15 protein-coding genes are annotated in these 17,155 nt (G+C 44.2%); 6 read left to right on the forward strand and 9 right to left on the reverse strand.

The window, feature by feature from the left end:
• Nucleotides 1-26 precede the first annotated feature (26 nt).
• The 4 genes from ACVBDY_RS15775 to purN form a co-directional block, all read right to left on the reverse strand.
• Nucleotides 27-1,925, reverse strand: coding sequence for an amidophosphoribosyltransferase (locus ACVBDY_RS15775; protein WP_447176421.1), 1,899 nt, complete (start codon nucleotides 1,923-1,925; stop codon nucleotides 27-29).
• A 55-nt stretch (nucleotides 1,926-1,980) separates the two neighbouring features.
• Nucleotides 1,981-2,907 carry a PfkB family carbohydrate kinase gene (locus ACVBDY_RS15780; RefSeq protein WP_447176422.1) on the reverse strand — a complete coding sequence of 309 codons (927 nt, stop codon included), beginning with the start codon at nucleotides 2,905-2,907 and terminating at the stop codon, nucleotides 1,981-1,983.
• Nucleotides 2,908-3,028: 121 nt separating this feature from the next.
• On the reverse strand, nucleotides 3,029-3,496 hold the full coding sequence (rnhA, locus tag ACVBDY_RS15785) for a ribonuclease HI (RefSeq protein ID WP_447176423.1): 468 nt from the start codon (nucleotides 3,494-3,496) through the stop codon (nucleotides 3,029-3,031).
• Nucleotides 3,497-3,540: 44 nt separating this feature from the next.
• On the reverse strand, nucleotides 3,541-4,110 hold the full coding sequence (purN, locus tag ACVBDY_RS15790; RefSeq protein ID WP_447176424.1) for a phosphoribosylglycinamide formyltransferase: 570 nt from the start codon (nucleotides 4,108-4,110) through the stop codon (nucleotides 3,541-3,543).
• Between the two features lie 265 nt (nucleotides 4,111-4,375).
• On the opposite strand from purN, the gene ACVBDY_RS15795 reads away from it, so the two are divergent.
• The 5 genes from ACVBDY_RS15795 to pyk all read left to right on the forward strand — a co-directional run bounded on the left by ACVBDY_RS15795 (nucleotide 4,376) and on the right by pyk (nucleotide 9,006).
• On the forward strand, nucleotides 4,376-4,609 hold the full coding sequence (locus ACVBDY_RS15795; RefSeq protein ID WP_072316774.1) for an acyl carrier protein: 234 nt from the start codon (nucleotides 4,376-4,378) through the stop codon (nucleotides 4,607-4,609).
• A gap of 399 nt (nucleotides 4,610-5,008) precedes the next feature.
• A complete protein-coding gene (gene fabF, locus ACVBDY_RS15800) occupies nucleotides 5,009-6,259 on the forward strand; it encodes a beta-ketoacyl-ACP synthase II (RefSeq protein WP_447176425.1) in 1,251 nt (416 codons plus the stop codon).
• Between the two features lie 19 nt (nucleotides 6,260-6,278).
• Entirely contained in the window at nucleotides 6,279-7,010 is a 732-nt protein-coding gene (rnc, locus tag ACVBDY_RS15805) for a ribonuclease III (RefSeq protein WP_447176426.1), read from the forward strand.
• 98 nt (nucleotides 7,011-7,108) lie between these two features.
• On the forward strand, nucleotides 7,109-7,576 hold the full coding sequence (locus ACVBDY_RS15810) for an IPExxxVDY family protein (protein ID WP_447176427.1): 468 nt from the start codon (nucleotides 7,109-7,111) through the stop codon (nucleotides 7,574-7,576).
• Nucleotides 7,576-9,006 carry a pyruvate kinase gene (gene pyk, locus ACVBDY_RS15815; protein ID WP_447176428.1) on the forward strand — a complete coding sequence of 477 codons (1,431 nt, stop codon included), beginning with the start codon at nucleotides 7,576-7,578 and terminating at the stop codon, nucleotides 9,004-9,006. The genes ACVBDY_RS15810 and pyk overlap by 1 nt, the downstream gene beginning before the upstream one ends.
• Before the next feature lie 123 nt (nucleotides 9,007-9,129).
• Here the strand turns inward: pyk and dinB are convergent, their stop codons facing one another.
• Entirely contained in the window at nucleotides 9,130-10,212 is a 1,083-nt protein-coding gene (dinB, locus tag ACVBDY_RS15820) for a DNA polymerase IV (protein WP_447176429.1), read from the reverse strand.
• A gap of 49 nt (nucleotides 10,213-10,261) precedes the next feature.
• On the opposite strand from dinB, the gene ACVBDY_RS15825 reads away from it, so the two are divergent.
• Complete coding sequence (locus ACVBDY_RS15825; protein ID WP_447176430.1) at nucleotides 10,262-10,741, forward strand: CYTH domain-containing protein; 480 nt, start codon at nucleotides 10,262-10,264, stop codon at nucleotides 10,739-10,741.
• A gap of 93 nt (nucleotides 10,742-10,834) precedes the next feature.
• On the opposite strand, the gene ACVBDY_RS15830 is transcribed toward ACVBDY_RS15825, so the two are convergent.
• The 4 genes from ACVBDY_RS15830 to ACVBDY_RS15845 are packed head-to-tail and all read right to left on the reverse strand — an operon-like array spanning nucleotide 10,835 to nucleotide 17,149.
• The gene (locus tag ACVBDY_RS15830; RefSeq protein WP_447176431.1) at nucleotides 10,835-11,431 is read right to left on the reverse strand and encodes a TetR/AcrR family transcriptional regulator; all 597 of its coding nucleotides are present in this window, start codon (nucleotides 11,429-11,431) and stop codon (nucleotides 10,835-10,837) included.
• 9 nt (nucleotides 11,432-11,440) lie between these two features.
• Entirely contained in the window at nucleotides 11,441-12,844 is a 1,404-nt protein-coding gene (locus tag ACVBDY_RS15835; RefSeq protein WP_447176432.1) for an efflux transporter outer membrane subunit, read from the reverse strand.
• Nucleotides 12,845-12,863: 19 nt separating this feature from the next.
• A complete protein-coding gene (locus tag ACVBDY_RS15840) occupies nucleotides 12,864-16,013 on the reverse strand; it encodes an efflux RND transporter permease subunit (RefSeq protein WP_447176433.1) in 3,150 nt (1,049 codons plus the stop codon).
• A gap of 8 nt (nucleotides 16,014-16,021) precedes the next feature.
• The gene (locus tag ACVBDY_RS15845) at nucleotides 16,022-17,149 is read right to left on the reverse strand and encodes an efflux RND transporter periplasmic adaptor subunit (RefSeq protein ID WP_447176434.1); all 1,128 of its coding nucleotides are present in this window, start codon (nucleotides 17,147-17,149) and stop codon (nucleotides 16,022-16,024) included.
• Nucleotides 17,150-17,155: the final 6 nt, after the last annotated feature.

Here is a 17,155-nt window from a genome sequence, read left to right on the forward strand (position 1 = left end):
AGTTACTTTTCAGTTGTGCTTCACAACTAGTAAGCCCGCTCCTTGTTGCCCTCGTAAAAATTAATAAATGCCCGGTTTACCACCCTGTTACCACCGGGTGTCGGGTAGTTCCCGGTAAAGTACCAGTCTCCCAGATTTTGAGGGCATGCCTTGTGTAGGTTTTCTACGGACTGGAAGATGATCTTTACTTCTGCCTTGATGTCATCGGTGCAAAGAAGCTGCGATATTTTTTCTGATATTTCCTCATCGGTAAACAGATCGTAGAGTTGTTGTACCGCATTTTTTACATCCGTATCCATATAACCTACCTGGTCTTTACACTCCCGGTATATTTTTTCGACGATATCGTAAGTGCCTTTTTCTTTGTGCAATTCCAGGGCAGCACGGAAGGCCACAAGGTCTTCCAGTCTTGCCATGTCTATGCCGTAACAATCCGGATACCTGATCTGAGGCGCCGAAGATACCACAACAATGGATTTCGGGTTCAGACGGTCCATCATCCGGATAATGCTTTTCTTCAGAGTGGTACCTCTTACAATGCTGTCGTCGATGATCACCAGAGTGTCTTCCGGTTTTATAACGCCATAAGTAACATCATATACGTGAGCTACAAGGTCATCACGGCTACTGTCTTCCGTAATAAAAGTCCGGAGCTTAACATCTTTGATGGCTATTTTTTCAGTCCGGAGCCTTCTGGATAGTATTTCGGTGAGGCGTTCGTCCGTGAGGGTTTCCTTTTCGTCCAGTATTTGCCTGTTCTTTTCCTTGTTCAGTTCGTCCTGGGCGGCTTCCACCAACCCGTAAAAGGATGTTTCGGCAGTATTCGGAATATAGGAGAATACGGTGTTGGAGGTGTCCTTGTTAATGGCATCCAGTACCTTGGGCATCAATAGTCTTCCGAGGTCCTTACGTTCTTTGTATATTTCGGCATCACTTCCGCGTGAAAAGTATATTCTTTCGAAAGAGCACGCCTTCCGCTCCAGTGGGTCGAGTATTTTTTTGTGGGATATTTGTCCGTTGGCCTTTACGATGACCGCATGTCCCGGGCTGATCTCTTCCACTTTTTCGAAAGGCACGTTAAACACCGTCTGGATCACCGGACGCTCCGAAGCAATGACCACGATCTCGTCATCGTGATAGTAATATGCGGGACGTATACCTGCGGGATCGCGCAGTACAAAAGCATCGCCGTGACCTAACAATCCCGCCATGGCATATCCGCCATCCCAGTTTTTGGCAGATTTCCGGAGTATCTTGGCTACGTTCAGTCTTTCCGCAATAAGAGGGGAAGCCTCCATTTTGTTATATCCTTCGTTTTTTATCTCTTTGTAGAGTTTGGCTACCGCATCGTCCAGAAAATGACCGATCTTTTCCATGACCGTTATGGTATCTGCCCTTTCTTTCGGATGCTGTCCGAGACGGATAAGGTTGTCAAAAAGCTCATTGACATTGGTCATGTTAAAATTTCCGGCAACGATAAGGTTGCGGTGTTTCCAGTTGTTCTGACGGAGTAAAGGCTGTACGTTTTCAATGCTGTTTTTGCCATAAGTACCGTAGCGCACATGTCCCAGGAATAATTCGCTGAGATAAGGGATGTGTTTTTTCTGGAGCTGCACATCATTTTCATATTCCGGATTTTCTTTCAGGGTATTGTTTATCCGGGTATTTATCTGGGAAAAAATATCCTGTATGGGTTGCGACTGGTTGGAGCGTACCCTGCTTATATACCGTTCTCCGGGGCTTACATCCAATTTGATGCCGGTAAACCCGGCGCCATCCTGTCCACGGTTGTGCTGCTTTTCCATCATCAGGTACATCTTGTTAACCCCGTAAAATGCACTACCATATTTTTCCTTGTAGTATTCGAGGGGTTTTAAGAGTCTTATTACGGCAATACCGCATTCGTGTTTAATAGCGTCGCTCATCGGTGTTGTTGTGTTTGTATGAACAAAAAAGGCCCTGAAAATTCAGGGCGCGATATTAAGTTAATTCTATTTCGAACTGTGTCAATTCCTTAAACTGCAGAAGTCGTCGTTGTATTTCGCTTTTCGACAGTTGCTGCATTCGCTCCGTTCCGAATTTCTCCACGCAGAAGGAAGCGAGATTAGATCCGTAGATCACCGCGTTTTTCATGTTATCAAAAGAGATGTCCCCGGTTGCCGCGATATATCCTGAAAAGGCCCCGGCAAAAGTGTCTCCGGCCCCGGTGGGGTCAAATACCTCTTCTAAAGGAAGTGCAGGGGCAAAGAAAACATTGTCTTCATGGAACAACAGGGCGCCATGCTCTCCTTTTTTAATGACTACGTATTCCGGGCCCATTTCCCTTATTTTCTGTGCTGCTTTTACCAGCGAATACTCGTTGGTGAGCTGACGGGCTTCTTCGTCGTTGATCGTAATGACATCTACTTTGGCTATGACCTGCATCAGTTCATCCCAGGTATTGTTCATCCAGAAGTTCATGGTGTCCAGAACAATGAGTTTCGGCTTTCTGGCCATTTGCTCTATGACCCCGAGTTGCGTATTGGGGTGCAGGTTACCCAGCATTACCACATCCGCATCTTTATAATTTTCCGGAACAACAGGATTGAAGTCTCCGAGTACATTGAGCTGTGTTTCAATGGTGTCTCTTGAATTGAGGTCATTGTGATATTTACCGCTCCAGAAAAAGGTTTTACCTCCTTTTACTATTTCTATGGCCGAAATATCGATGTTCCTGTCTTGTAAGAGGGATAAATATTTTTCCGGAAAGTCTTCGCCGACTATGGATACAACGGCTATGTCGATGTCGAATTGGGAAGCGGCCAAACCAATATAGGGAGCTGCGCCGCCGAGAATTTTGTCTGTTTTACCAAAAGGTGTCTCTATAGCATCAAATGCCATGCTACCCACCGCTAACAGTTTGCCCATGCTGAAATTTTTTGCAAACTTACGCAATTTTATTGCTTTCAGAAAACGGCTTGTCTTTTTATTGACGCTGCTGAAGAAAACCGGTTGGGCTTTTGTAGACCGGGAATTTGGGACAAAGGCTTTACCCTGCCGTAAAACCGTGATCGGTAGCCAGTTTTCCCTGTTTGGACGCTTCCACGGCCAGGAAATCGCAACGTTCGTTCTGCGGGTGGTTGTTATGGCCTTTAATCCATTGAAAATGCACTTTGTGTCTGCGGTATTCTTTGAGGAATTCGGTCCAGAGATCTGCATTTTTCTTTCCTTTGAAATAATTGCGTTCCCAGTTAAAGACCCATTTTTTTTCAACCGCATCGGCTACATACTTCGAATCGGTGAATACCTTTACATTCGTATCCGGATGTTTCAGCTTTTTCAGTGCTACAATAACCGCCAGCAGTTCCATCCGGTTATTGGTGGTATGTTTAAAACCCTGCGAAAATTCCTTTACATATTTTTTCCCTACCCATTCCATTACAATTCCGTATCCTCCGGGGCCGGGATTTCCACGGGCTGCGCCATCGGTATATACATGTACGTCAAAAGTGCTCACAGGCAAAAGTGTTTGATGTGTTGTGAAATTATCAAATGTTTTTCTTATCTTTTCGTCAGAAGCTTTTCGATTACTTTTGGAAAGTGCTCGTACTCCAGGGTGTGGATTTTATGTGCAACATCCTCCGGACTGTCGGACGGTAATACGGGGGTTTTCGTTTGGAAAATAACGGCGCCTTCATCATAATTTTCATTGACATAATGAATAGTGATGCCGCTTTCGGTTTCTCTGTTTTCGGTTACGGCCCGGTGAACGTTCATACCATACATGCCTTTGCCGCCGTATTTAGGCAGTAATGCGGGATGTATATTAATAACGCTGTCGGGAAAGGTTCGAAGGATATTTTCGGGAAATTTCCACAGGAAGCCTGCAAGCACAATAAGGTCCGGCCCGATGTTTTTCAACAGGTTCAGGATAATATCGGATCGATAAAGAGCCTTTCGGTTGAAATACAGGGCGTCTATATCATGTTTGTTTGCCCTGTCCAGTACCCCTGCATTTCTATTATTGGAGAGAACCAGGACTACCCGGGCATTTTCGCCATTCGAGAAATAACGTATGATGTTTTCTGCATTGGTGCCGGAGCCCGAAGCGAATATGACAATCTTTTTCACCGATACTTGCTTTTACGGGGTAAACGGATGCTTGTTGAAGATAGGGGAAAGCAGTTTTTTCCAGACTTTTCTATACATGCACAATCGTCGTTTGTGTCCCTGTTTATCGCAGCAAAAGAAAGAATAATTATTAAGAATTAGAAATTAAAAGTAAATTCGGTATCTTATTTTTTATTAAATTACAGCCACATTTTGGAACTTAAATGTTGTTTTCAACCAAAGTTTTTTATTTTTGCCAACAATTTAAATTTAAAAACTAAAGATTATGTCAGACATTGCATCAAGAGTAAAAGCGATTATCGTAGACAAATTAGGTGTTGATGAAAATGAAGTTGTGCCGGAAGCTAGCTTCACAAACGATCTCGGCGCAGACTCCTTAGACACTGTGGAATTAATCATGGAGTTTGAAAAAGAATTCGATATCCAGATTCCTGATGACCAGGCAGAAAATATCGCTACGGTAGAGCAGGCAATAAAATACATCGAGGAAGCAAAATAAGGAAGAATATTATATGCAATGAGTATGGATAGAATGCTTACTTTGTTAAGCATTCTATTTTGTACAGGATATATTGTATTAAATTATCTGCACGTATTCGGGCTATGTCTGATGGACCCGGACTTGACGAAGAAGCAAGGTATGAAGGAGATATCTGAAATATCTCCTTCTTTTTCCCTGTGTTCGGGTAAAGTTTTGCAAGGTTGAAAAGCTAGTTATTCCCCCAAATCGTATCCTGCTATTCCATACTTTTCTTGTATGTTATGGGGTCGGTTGGTGATGGGAAGCGGATAGAGTGGTCGTTATTGAAACAGGTGTAACAACATCCCGGAGGTATATCCGCCGGAAATAAGGTTCGTAGCGTATACATTAAAAATAGTTTGGACTAAATTTATTCGAATGAAACTAAAGCGAGTTGTTGTCACAGGATTAGGAGCTTTGACCCCAATAGGTAATACTGTGCAAGAATATTGGGAAGGCTTGAAAAACGGCATGAGCGGAGCTGCTCCCATAACTCATTTTGACGCTTCTAAGTTCAAAACACAATTTGCTTGTGAGGTTAAAAATTTCAACGTTACCGATTTTATAGACCGGAAAGAAGCGAGAAGACTGGATAAGTTTTCCCAGTATGCCATAGTGGCCTCGGATGAAGCGATCGCAGATTCCGGGATAGAACTGGATAAGATCAATAAAGGAAGAGTTGGTGTTGTCTGGGGTGCCGGTATTGGTGGTCTGGAAACTTTCCAGGAAGAGGTGCTCAATTTCGGAAGGGGAGACGGGACACCCAGATTCAATCCCTTCTTTATCCCTAAAATGATAGCAGATATGGCCCCGGGGCTGATCTCTATCAAACACGGTTTTATGGGGCCTAATTATACGACGGTATCTGCATGCGCCTCTTCGGCAAACGCCATGATAGATGCCCTCAATTACATTCGCCTCGGTTATGCCGATGTTATTGTTTCCGGAGGATCCGAAGCGGCGGTCGCTGCTGCCGGAATGGGTGGATTTAATGCTATGCATGCATTATCTACCCGTAATGATGATCCTAAAACAGCCTCCAGGCCTTTTGATAAAAACCGGGACGGTTTTGTTCTCGGTGAAGGAGCCGGAGCGTTGATCCTCGAAGAGTATGAACATGCGAAGGCGCGTGGTGCTAAAATATACGCGGAATTAATCGGTGGAGGGCTTTCCGCAGATGCTTATCATATGACCGCACCACATCCGGATGGAACAGGAGTGAAAGCCGTAATGAAAAACTGTCTGGAGAATGCCGGGTTGGAACCTGCAGATGTGGATGCCATAAACACGCATGGAACTTCAACTCCCCTGGGAGACGTTGCCGAACTCAAAGCTATTACAGAAGTTTTCGGAGAGCATGCAAAAAATATCAATATAAACTCTACGAAGTCCATGACCGGGCATTTGCTGGGTGCCGCAGGAGCTATAGAAGCTATTGCCTCCATACTGGCCATACAGAATAAACTGGTGCCTCCGACAATAAACCACAGCACACCGGATGAGAAAATATCACCGGAGCTGAACCTTACCCTGAATAAGGCTCAGGAAAGGGATATTAGGGTGGCGATGAGTAATACTTTTGGCTTTGGCGGGCATAATGCCTGCGTAGTGTTTAAGAGATTGGATTAGTAGTATAGGCAGGCATTGCATGAAAATTGTTCAGAACATATTAAATTCCCGCTCAAATGAAGACGGGAATTTTTTTTTAGTACTCAAGAAAATGCTGGGTTTTAATCCCAGGCACCTGGACATTTACCGAAAGGCTTTTACGCACCGGTCTGCCAACAAAAGAGACAGCCAGGGCAACCCTGTGAACTATGAGCGTCTGGAATTCCTGGGCGATACGATGCTGAGCACTATTATATCTTCCCATCTCTATAAGGAAGTCCCCTCGGGGGATGAAGGATATCTTACCAAAATGAGGTCCAAAGTGGTAAGTAGGGAACACCTGAACGAATTGGGAAAAGACCTGAGCCTGATCACTTATATAGATTCGAAAATAGCCAAGGATAGTTTCGGGGATAATATTCACGGTAATTTGTTCGAAGCATTACTGGGGGCTATATATCTCGACCGGGGCTATAAATACTGTGAAAAGTTCATTCACCAGAAAGTTATTGAGCCATATGTGGACATAGAACGACTGGAAGGAAAAATAATAAGTTATAAGAGCTTTATTATAGAATGGTGCCAGAAAGAGAAAAAGGCATTTCGCTATGAAATTTATGAAGATAGCGGAAACGAGTCGGTCAAACATTTCTCTGTAAAGTTGTTTATAGACGGAGAAGTGATATCCAAGGGTAGGGCAACATCCAAGAAAAAGGCGGAAGAGCAGGCTTCGAAAAGAGCATATTATGCATTGCAGGATAAAATGCAGTAAACTAAATCGTTTTCGGACTTTAAATTATGATTAAACCTTTTGTTATTGTTGCCTAATCTTCTATAGAATCATATATTTACACTTCCATGTAACATTATATGGCTACACTAAAATTGTCAGATGACTTTTATGAACCTACCTGTTCTCTAGTTGCTGTTCATTGCCCGATGGAAGCATATCGGCTGGCCTATTTTTTAAACTTACATCTTCAGATCGGATTGAGGAGGATTGCCGGGAAAGAACCGAATGAAGGCAATGTGCTGTCCGAATATTACGAATGGGAGAACCGAATGGAAGAAACGGTATGGAGTCTTATTGTCAATGCTACAAGAACGACGGTTTCATCCGCCGGAAACGATTTGTTTCCGTCCGATGTACTGACTATGACGAAGTATCTCATCCCCGAGATGAAAAAGGTGGATTATTTTTTAAAGGTGGATAATGCCGAAGGTTATGACGTAGATAAACAGATAGTACAAAGAATAAATAAAATACCTCGTGTGATTACTGCTTATGAGGTAGATGTAAACCAACTAAAATCGAAACACAATTTAATTTTTTTATAATGCCAAACAGAAAAAAAACAAAAATTGTTGCCACATTAGGCCCCGCTACGAGCAAGAAGGAAATCTTGAAGGAAATGATAGAAGCGGGAGTAGATGTTTTCCGTATTAACTTTTCCCATGCCAATTATGAAGATGTGACGGAACGTATCGGGATGATACGGGAACTGAATAAAGAAATGGGATATAATACTTCCATTCTGGCCGACCTGCAGGGGCCGAAACTGAGAGTAGGAGTCATGGCTGAAGATGTTGTGGTAAACAAAGGAGATGAGATAACTTTTGTTACCGGAGAGGAATTTAAAGGGACGAAGGAGAAGGTATATATGAATTACAAGGCTTTTCCTAAAGACGTTAAGCCCGGCGAACGTATTCTTCTGGACGATGGTAAGCTTATTTTCGAGGTCGTGGAGACCGACAAGAAAAGTACTGTAAAGGCCAAAGTTATACAAGGAGGAGCCTTAAAATCGAAAAAAGGGGTAAACCTGCCTAACACTAAAGTTTCGCTGCCCGCTCTGACAAAAAAAGATATAGAGGATGCCATTTTCGCTATTAAAAATGATGTGGATTGGATCGCGCTCTCTTTTGTAAGGGACAGTCAGGATCTGCTGGACTTGCAGGAACTTATCAAAAAGCACTCGGATGAGAAAATTCCGATCATTGCCAAAATAGAAAAGCCCGAGGGTGTAGATAATATAGACAAGATCGTAGCTCATTGTGATGGCCTGATGGTTGCGCGTGGAGACCTTGGCGTGGAAGTCCCTGCACAAGAAGTTCCGCTTATCCAGAAACAACTTGTACTTCGTGCAAAAAAAGCAAGGATCCCGGTAATCATTGCTACGCAAATGATGGAAAGTATGATAACCAGTCTTACTCCCACACGTGCCGAGGTAAATGACGTAGCCAATTCTGTTATGGATGGCGCGGATGCCGTAATGCTTTCGGGGGAAACATCCGTAGGGAGCTATCCGGTACAGGTTATTGAAAAGATGGCCAGCATTATAAACAGTGTGGAGCATTCGCCGTTGATTAAAGTGCCCCAGGAGCCACCACACATACGTACCAAAAGATACATCACCAAATCGGTTTGCTACCATGCAGCGCTGATGGCAAATGAGATCCAGGCCAAGGTCATATCTACCCTGACCAATAGCGGATATACTGCCTTTCAGATATCTGCCTGGAGACCTCAGGCGTACATACTTGTCTTTACTTCGAACAAAAGAATAGTTACACAACTCAATTTGCTTTGGGGAGTAAAAGCATTTTACTATGACAGGTATGTATCTACGGACGAAACCATAGAAGATGTCAATGGCCTTGCCAAAGAACGGGGTTTTGTGGAAACCGGCGATATGATGATAAGCCTTGCCGCGATGCCAATCCAGGAAAAGGGAATGGTAAATACACTACGGGTAACGGAAATTCATTAACGAGTTTCCGTCCGGATATCCGGGTAAGCATATTTATGAAAATATAAGTACTGTGTTGTAAAGGCGCAGTCGGGAATGTTGAAACGGCATTTTCGACTGCGTTTTTCTTGTTGGTGTATTTGTTCAGAAATCGAATTTCAGTTGCACAGCCACCTGTTCTTCCTTTTGTGTGTTCAGATTGGAAAGGGAAATTCCGAGAAGGCGTACGGAATTTTGTAGTTTTTCCTGGTACAACAGTTCTTCAGCCGTTTCGAGGATAAGGCTTTTGTCTGCAATAAAATAGGCGAGGGTTTTGCTTCGTGTTTGCAGGGTGAAGTCGCTGTATTTTATTTTAAGGGTTATCGTTTTTCCGGAAATTCGGTTTTGCACGAGACGTTGTTCGAGTTCTTCGGCAATATGCTCCAGGCGTTCGAGCATGAATACTTCGGAAGAAAGGTTCTCAAAAAAGGTCCGTTCTGCCCCTACCGACTTAGGGATGCGATCCGGTTTAACGGGGCTGTTGTGAATACCGCGTACAATGTGGTAGTAATGTGAGCCCGACTTGCCGAATTGTTCTTCCAGAAAACCGGCAGATCTCTCTTTCAGATCTTTTCCGGTAAAAATCCCCAGTTTATACATCTTTTCGGCGGTAACTTTACCCACACCATAGAATTTTTTAATATCCAGGTTTTCCAGAAAAGGAATTACTTCTTCCGGATTTACGGTCTTCTGTCCATTGGGTTTATTGTAATCTGATGCAATTTTGGCTATGAATTTGTTTACGGAAATCCCGGCAGATGCCGTAAGACCTATCTCTTCAAGGATGCGTTTCCTTATTTCTGAGGCTATGAGTGTAGCGGAAGGATTGCCCTTTTTGTTTTCGGTGACGTCCAGGTAAGCTTCGTCCAGGGATAGCGGTTCCACAAGATCGGTGTATTCATAAAAGATGTTCCTGATCTTCCGTGAGATCTCCCGATAGCGGTCAAACCTGGTTTTGACAAAAATGAGATCCGGACACATTTTCCGGGCCAGGGCACCGCTCATGGCACTGCGTATACCAAATTTCCTGGCTTCATAGCTTGCCGCGGCAACAACGCCCCGCTTACTCCCTCCGCCAACTGCAACAGGTTTTCCACGGAGTTCGGGATGGTCCATTTGCTCTACCGAGGCGTAGAAAGCATCCATATCGACATGGATAATTTTACGGTATGTAAGGATATCACCCATTATTAGCTAACTTTGACAAAGTTCCGAAACTTTGGTCAATAAAAAGACGATGATAGAAACAGAACGCAAATTTTTGGTGAGATCTGACAGATTTAAAAAGGATGCGAAGTCCGCAACCCGAATCGTACAGGGGTTTTTAAATACGGATCCCGAAAGGATCGTACGTATACGTATAAAAGGAGATAAAGGTTTTATAACGGTAAAAGGAAAATCCGATGCGAAAGGAATGTCCAGGTACGAATGGGAAAAGGAAATCCCGGTGCAAGAAGCCGAAGAACTTTTACTGTTATGTGAAAAAGGGGTTATAGAGAAAACCAGATATGAGATACCAAACGGGAAGCACCTTTTTGAGATCGATGAATTTGCCGGAGAGAACGCAGGGCTCGTTGTAGCAGAGATCGAATTGTTTACGGAGAAAGACGAGTTTGGCAGACCGGACTGGCTGGGAGAGGAGGTAACCGGTGATGTCAGGTATTACAATTCACAGCTGAGCAGGAATCCGTATACGACATGGGAAAGGAAAGAATAAAAAAACCGTTGGTCATTACCTGTAATACCCAACGGTTTTCTACAATTAACCATTTATTAAAACGAAAACAAAATCGTTCTTCCGGTTCTGGATCTATAATTCCAAACCTTGTCTGCGGATATATTCCGGTGTCATTAACCCGCGAAGGTTATTGATTATGAGATGTTCCAGCAGGATATTTTTATCATAATCATCGAGCAGTTTTTGTGAGAAAATAATCTCATCCATACGTAAAAGATATAGTTTGCAAAACAGTTCCAGGTGTATGTTTTCCCGCAGTTGATTCTGTTGCTGTGCCTCTTTTAAAAGATAGATGATCTTTCCGTACACGATGTCTTTTTTGAAAACTTCATATTGGACATAAGCCTCGGGATAGTATTTTCTGAGACCGTGTAAAAAAGAGGGGTTGAATGATTGCAATTTGTCCATCCCCAGTTTATAGAAACTAACGATACAATAGAGGGGATTGTTTTTCTGCTTTTGCTCAATACAGGCCAATTCCCGTTTGATAGTATTGAGCAGATATTGAAAACTGGCAGAAACCAGTTGGTGTTTATTACTGAAATGCTGGTATATGGTTTTTTTTGAAATACCGAGTTCGGCAGCCAGTTGATCCATAGTGAAATTTCGGCTGCCGAAACGGGTAAAATTGGTGATCGATAACTTTAAAAATTCTTCTTTGGTTATCATTTTCCGGTACTATTTCCATCCTCCCCCCAGAGCTTTATAAAGGGAAATGACAGCATTCAGTTGTTCGTACCTGGAATTAATATAATTTAATTCCGAATTCAGCATTTGTTCCTTGGCTGTCAATACCTCCAGGTAGTTGATCATACCGTTGTTCAGTAATTCCTCGGAATATTCGGTTGCCAGGGAATAGGCATCCAGTTCTTTTTTACGGATGTCTATTTTTTTGGTTTCGGCCTGGTAGGTATACAAAGCATCGGAAACTTCTTTTCCGGCATTTAGAAGGGTCTTCCTGAATTCGAGTAAAGATGATTCCTGTCTTGCTTTGGATGCCTCGAATTCGGATTTTATTTGTCTCCTGTTAAAGATGGGTTGTACCAATCCCCCTGCTATAGTTGCAAAAAGTGATCCCGAATCGAGCCATTGGTCAAAATCCACACTCTGGAAACCTCCGGTAGCAGTGAGCGTAAAGGAAGGATAAAAATTGCTCCTGGCTACGTTGGTCAGTTCAAAAGCATTGACGAGACCATATTCGGCAGCGACTACATCAGGACGGTTTTGCAACAGTTGTGCCGGTACGCCCAATTTGAGTTCGGTATCTATACGCTGCCCTTCAAGCGATCCTCTTTCGATCTGACCGGGGTTTTCCCCCAGTAGAATGCTCATGGTATTCTCCATGAGTTTTATACTGGCTTCGAGATCAACCAGGAGGGCTTCGGCTGTATGAAGCTGCGCCTCGGTTTGTTTTACACCTACTTCGGTAACGTTTCCGGCATCTTTAAGGGCCTTCGTAGTCTCCAGGCTGGATTCTCTGTTTTCTATGGTTTCCCGGGTAATTTCCAATTGCTCGTCAAGGGCGAGTAACTGGTAGTATGCGGAAGCTATAGAAGCTACGAGTTCCGTTTTTACGGCCTGGTGAGCCGATACGGTTTGCAGGTAAGATGCCAGGAATGCCCTGCGGTTACTCCGTATTTTTCCCCAGATATCCGCTTCCCAGGAAAGATCCCCGGTAAGTTGAAACTGATCGATATGCCCGCTGAATATAGATCCGAACTGGCTGTTCTTGGAGATAAACTGGCGGCTTGCATCCACACCTACACTCAAGGTAGGGAAATACCCGGCTTTTCCTTGTTTCATGTAAGCTTCTGCAGCAACAATCTGTTGTATGGCTATACGGATATCAAGGTTGTTTTCCAGTCCTTTTCTTATATGATCCTGTAAGTAAGGGTCCGTAAAGAGTTCCTCCCAGGATACATCGGCCATGGATATGCTGTCCTGTGGCAGCTCGTCCGTACGGTAGAGCCCTTCGGTCTCTTCCACGTCGGGACGCTCGTAGGTCTTGGCTACGAAGCAGGATTGCACGAGAAGTGCAAACCCTGCTACCGCAGTTATTTTAAATATTCTTTTATAGTTCATATCTTATCATATGGTGTTGTTAGCTTTCTTTTGATTCTTCCTGTACGGGTTCGAATTTCGGAGCTCCGCTTATACGTTCCTGTAACCATTGGAACACGACGAAAAGCGTAGGGATAATGAACACTCCGACAACGGTACCGATAAGCATACCGAAAGCGGCACCGGTACCTATGGAATTATTACCTTCGGCACCTACACCTTTGGCAAGTACGAGGGGCATAAGTCCGACGATAAACGCAAAGGACGTCATAAGGATCGGTCGCAGACGTGCTTTACCGGCATCAATGGCAGCTTCTATAATAGACATACCATGCTTACGTCGTTGTATGGCAAATTCCACAATAAGAATGGCATTTTTTGCAAGTAACCCGATAAGCATAATTAGTGCTATCTGGAAGTAGATGTTATTCTGCAGTCCGTCAAGTTTGGTAGCAATGAACGCACCTGCTACTCCGACCGGAAGCGATAATAATACCGAAAGGGGTAAAAGGTAACTTTCGTATTGTGCTGCCAGGAAGAAGTATACGAAGAGTATGCTCAAGGCAAAGATAATAATGGACTGTCCGGCCGAATTGATCTCTTCGCGGGTAAGTCCCGAATATGCTATCTCATAGTTATTAGGTAAGGTTTCTTCCGCCAGCTTATCGATCGCAGCGATCGCATTCCCGGTACTGAACCCCTGTGCAGTGGCCCCGTTAACGGTTACGGCGTTGAAGAGGTTAAAGCGGTTTACCGTTTGCGGCCCGTATACCCTTTTCAGTGTGACGAATTCCGAAATAGGCGCCATCTCTCCATCACCGTTACGAACAAACATGCTGTTCAGGCTGGATTGGTCTTTTCGATCATCGGGTTCCGATTGTACAAACACCTTGTATTGTTTTCCGAACCGGCTGAAGTCGGTCGCATAAAAACCACCGATATATCCCTGAAGCGTAGACAATATGTCACTAATACCAATTCCGGACTCTTTGGCTTTGGGAACATTTATTTCCATTTCCAATTGCGGGTAATTGGTGCTGAATGAGTTGGACGCAAAACCGATCTCCGGACTCTGGTTGAGTGCTCCTACAAATTGTTTAGCTACATTGTCCAGGTCTTTTATGTCCCCTGCGGCACGGTCGAGGATCTGTAATTCCAGGTCAGAGTTACCAAATCCGGGTACGCTGGGCGGGGTAAAGAAGATAATATTGGCATCGGATATCGCCGCGGACCTTTGGAAAAGCTGACCTACAATAGCATCTATCGAAGTAGCATCAGTTGTACGTTTTTCCCAGTCTTCGAGGATAATAAATCCCATGGCATATGAGCTACCTGAACCGGAGAAGAAGTTTCTACCATTAATTAGACCGGCAGCCCGAACACCGTCTATACTACTGATAATCTCGTGTAGTTCCTCTGTTATACTATACGTCCTGTCCAGAGAAGAACCCGGGGGCAATTCTACGTTGACCATGACAAAACCACGGTCTTCCGAAGGAACAAAACCTGTAGGAGTGGTGTTATTTGCCCAGAATATACCCAATACCGCCGCAATCAGAATAACCGCAGTGATCCATTTGTGTTTGGTAAGAAAGCCCAAAGACTTGGCATACTTCTCGGTCATTTTATTGAAAGCAATGTTAAATGCGCTGTAAAAGCGTTGTAACACATTTTTCTTGGCGTCCGGATGGTCTTTGTGCGGCTTGAGGAATAGGGCACACAGGGCCGGGCTGAGTGTCAATGCATTGACTGCAGAGATCAGGATTGCAACGATAAGGGTTACCCCGAATTGTTCGTAAAATACCCCCGAAGGTCCCTGTATGAATGTAATAGGCACAAAAACGGCCGCCATGACCAGGGTAATGGATATAATGGCCCCGCTTATCTCGCTCATGGCCGAGACGGTGGCATTTAGCGCGCTGTCGTATCCTTCTTCCAGCTTGGAATGGACGGCCTCGACGACGACAATGGCGTCATCCACCACAATTCCGATTGCCAGGATCAGGGCGAAAAGAGTGAGCAGGTTGATCGAATACCCGAATAGCTGCAGGAAGAAGAATGTACCAACAATGGCCACGGGTACTGCAATGGCAGGAATCAGTGTGGATTTCACGTCCTGTAGGAAGATGAAAACCACGACGAATACCAGTAAGAACGCTTCTATCAGGGTATGTTGTACCTTTTCAATAGACGCAGAAAGGAATTTATTGGTATCGTAGTACACAACATAATCTATCCCTTCGGGAAAATTGGCTTTGAGGTCGTCCATTTTGGCATGGATAGCTTCTATAACTTCCTGGGCATTGGAACCCGGGGTCTGGAAGATACCCACGTTAGATGCCGGGTATGTCATGGTACGGCTCAATCCGGTATAAGAGAAGGCATCGAGTTCTACCTTGGCTACGTCTTTAACCCGTAAAAACCTGCCATTGCCTAAAGCCTTTATAACGATATCTCCGTATTCTTCGGCTGTTTTATAACGTCCTTTATATTTAATAACATATTCGAAGGACTCTCCGGAGTTCTGGCCGAGGGACCCTGCGGCAGCCTCAAGACTCTGTTCTCCGATAGCACCTATCACATCATTTGTCGTCAGACCGTAGGAAGCCATTTTGGCCGGATCTATCCAGATACGCATGGAGTAATCCTTGGCCCCGAATACAGATACATCACCAACTCCTTTTATCCTTTGTAATTCAGGACGGATATTTATACTCAGATAGTTCTGTACAAAGGTATCGTCATAGTCCGGGTTTTCGGAGTACACTCCCAAATACATTAATGCCGAGTTCAGACGTTTTTGTGTGATTACCCCGGACCGGGTAACTTCGGAAGGCAGTACCGAATTGGCTCTTGCTACCCTGTTCTGTACGTTTACCGCGGCAATGTCCGGGTCAACGCCCTGTTCAAAATATACCTGGATGGTTGCACTACCGTCATTACTCGCGGTAGAGGTCATATAGGTCATTCCTTCCACCCCGTTCACCTGTTCTTCTATAGGGATGATGACACTTTCCAGAATGGTTTCTGCATTAGCTCCCGGGTAACTGGCTGTTACCTGTACCGTGGGAGGTGCAATGTCAGGGTATTCCGTAACGGGCAGTGTGTAGAGCCCCAGAACCCCTAATATTAGGATGATGATCGATATTACTGTAGATAATACCGGTCTTTCTATAAACTTTTTAAGCATGGTTTTTCCTATTTGAATACGGTGTTGAATGAATTTACGATGCTATCTATACTTGTCGGTTGCGGAGCGATTTTCATACCCGGGCGTACTTTTCCAACACCTTTGGCCAGTATTTCTTCATTTTCCTTTATTCCGTCACGGATAACCAGCAGGTTTTCTACTTCTGCTACAGATTCTATAGCCCTGGAGTAGATGGAATCATTGTCTGCCACGATATAGACGAATTTTTTGCCTTGTTGTTCAAAGGTAGACAGTGCGGGTATAATCAACGCGTCATCGTATTGTTCGGGTACAAGTATTGTTCCGCTGCTTCCGTTTCTCAGCAATCCGGTGGGATTCGGGAAAATAGCCCTGAAACTTACCGTACCGGTTTGTGAATCTATTTGACCTGTAATGGTTTCTATGGTCCCTTTTTCGTCATATTGGGAACCATCCGCGAGCAACAGTTCTACTTCAGGCATATTCTTTGCCTTATCATCCAGTGTTTTGCCTTCCACATTTCTCGTAAAGGAGATGAAGTCTTTTTCGTTCATGGAAAAGAACGCGTAGACACGGTCTATCGTGGAAACATTGGTCAATGGTGTAGCATCGGTTGCACTAACCAATGCCCCTTTACGGAAAGGAATAGAACCTACAACGCCATCTACCGGACTTTTAATGGTAGCATAGCCTATATTGGCTGAAATACTGTTATAATTACTTTTGGCCTGTGCAAGACCGGCTTTTGCAGTTTGTAGTTGTATTTCACTTATAATACCTTTTTCCACGAGCGGAACAAGTTTATCCACTTCAACCTGTGCCACGTCTACCTGCGCTTTGGCAGCTTCGGCATCCTGGCTTAGAGACAGGGTTTCTAGGCGGAAGAGTATTTGTCCTTTTTTTACATTTTCTCCTTCGTCAACCAGTACATCCTGTATATATCCGGAAACTTTAGCACGTACATCGCTGCTTACTACCCCTTCTATGCTGGCAGGAAACCGTTTAAAGGCCAGTACGTCCTTTTTCCCGACCTTTATTGTAGGAAATGGCATCGCCATAGCCTGTTGTCCCTGAGGTTGCCCCCCGTTACAACTTGTGAGGAACGGAACAATTCCGGCAATCGCCACCATGTATTTTAAAATAGTTTTTGTTCTCATGTCAGT

Source organism: Sinomicrobium halophytocola, from assembly GCF_052983395.1.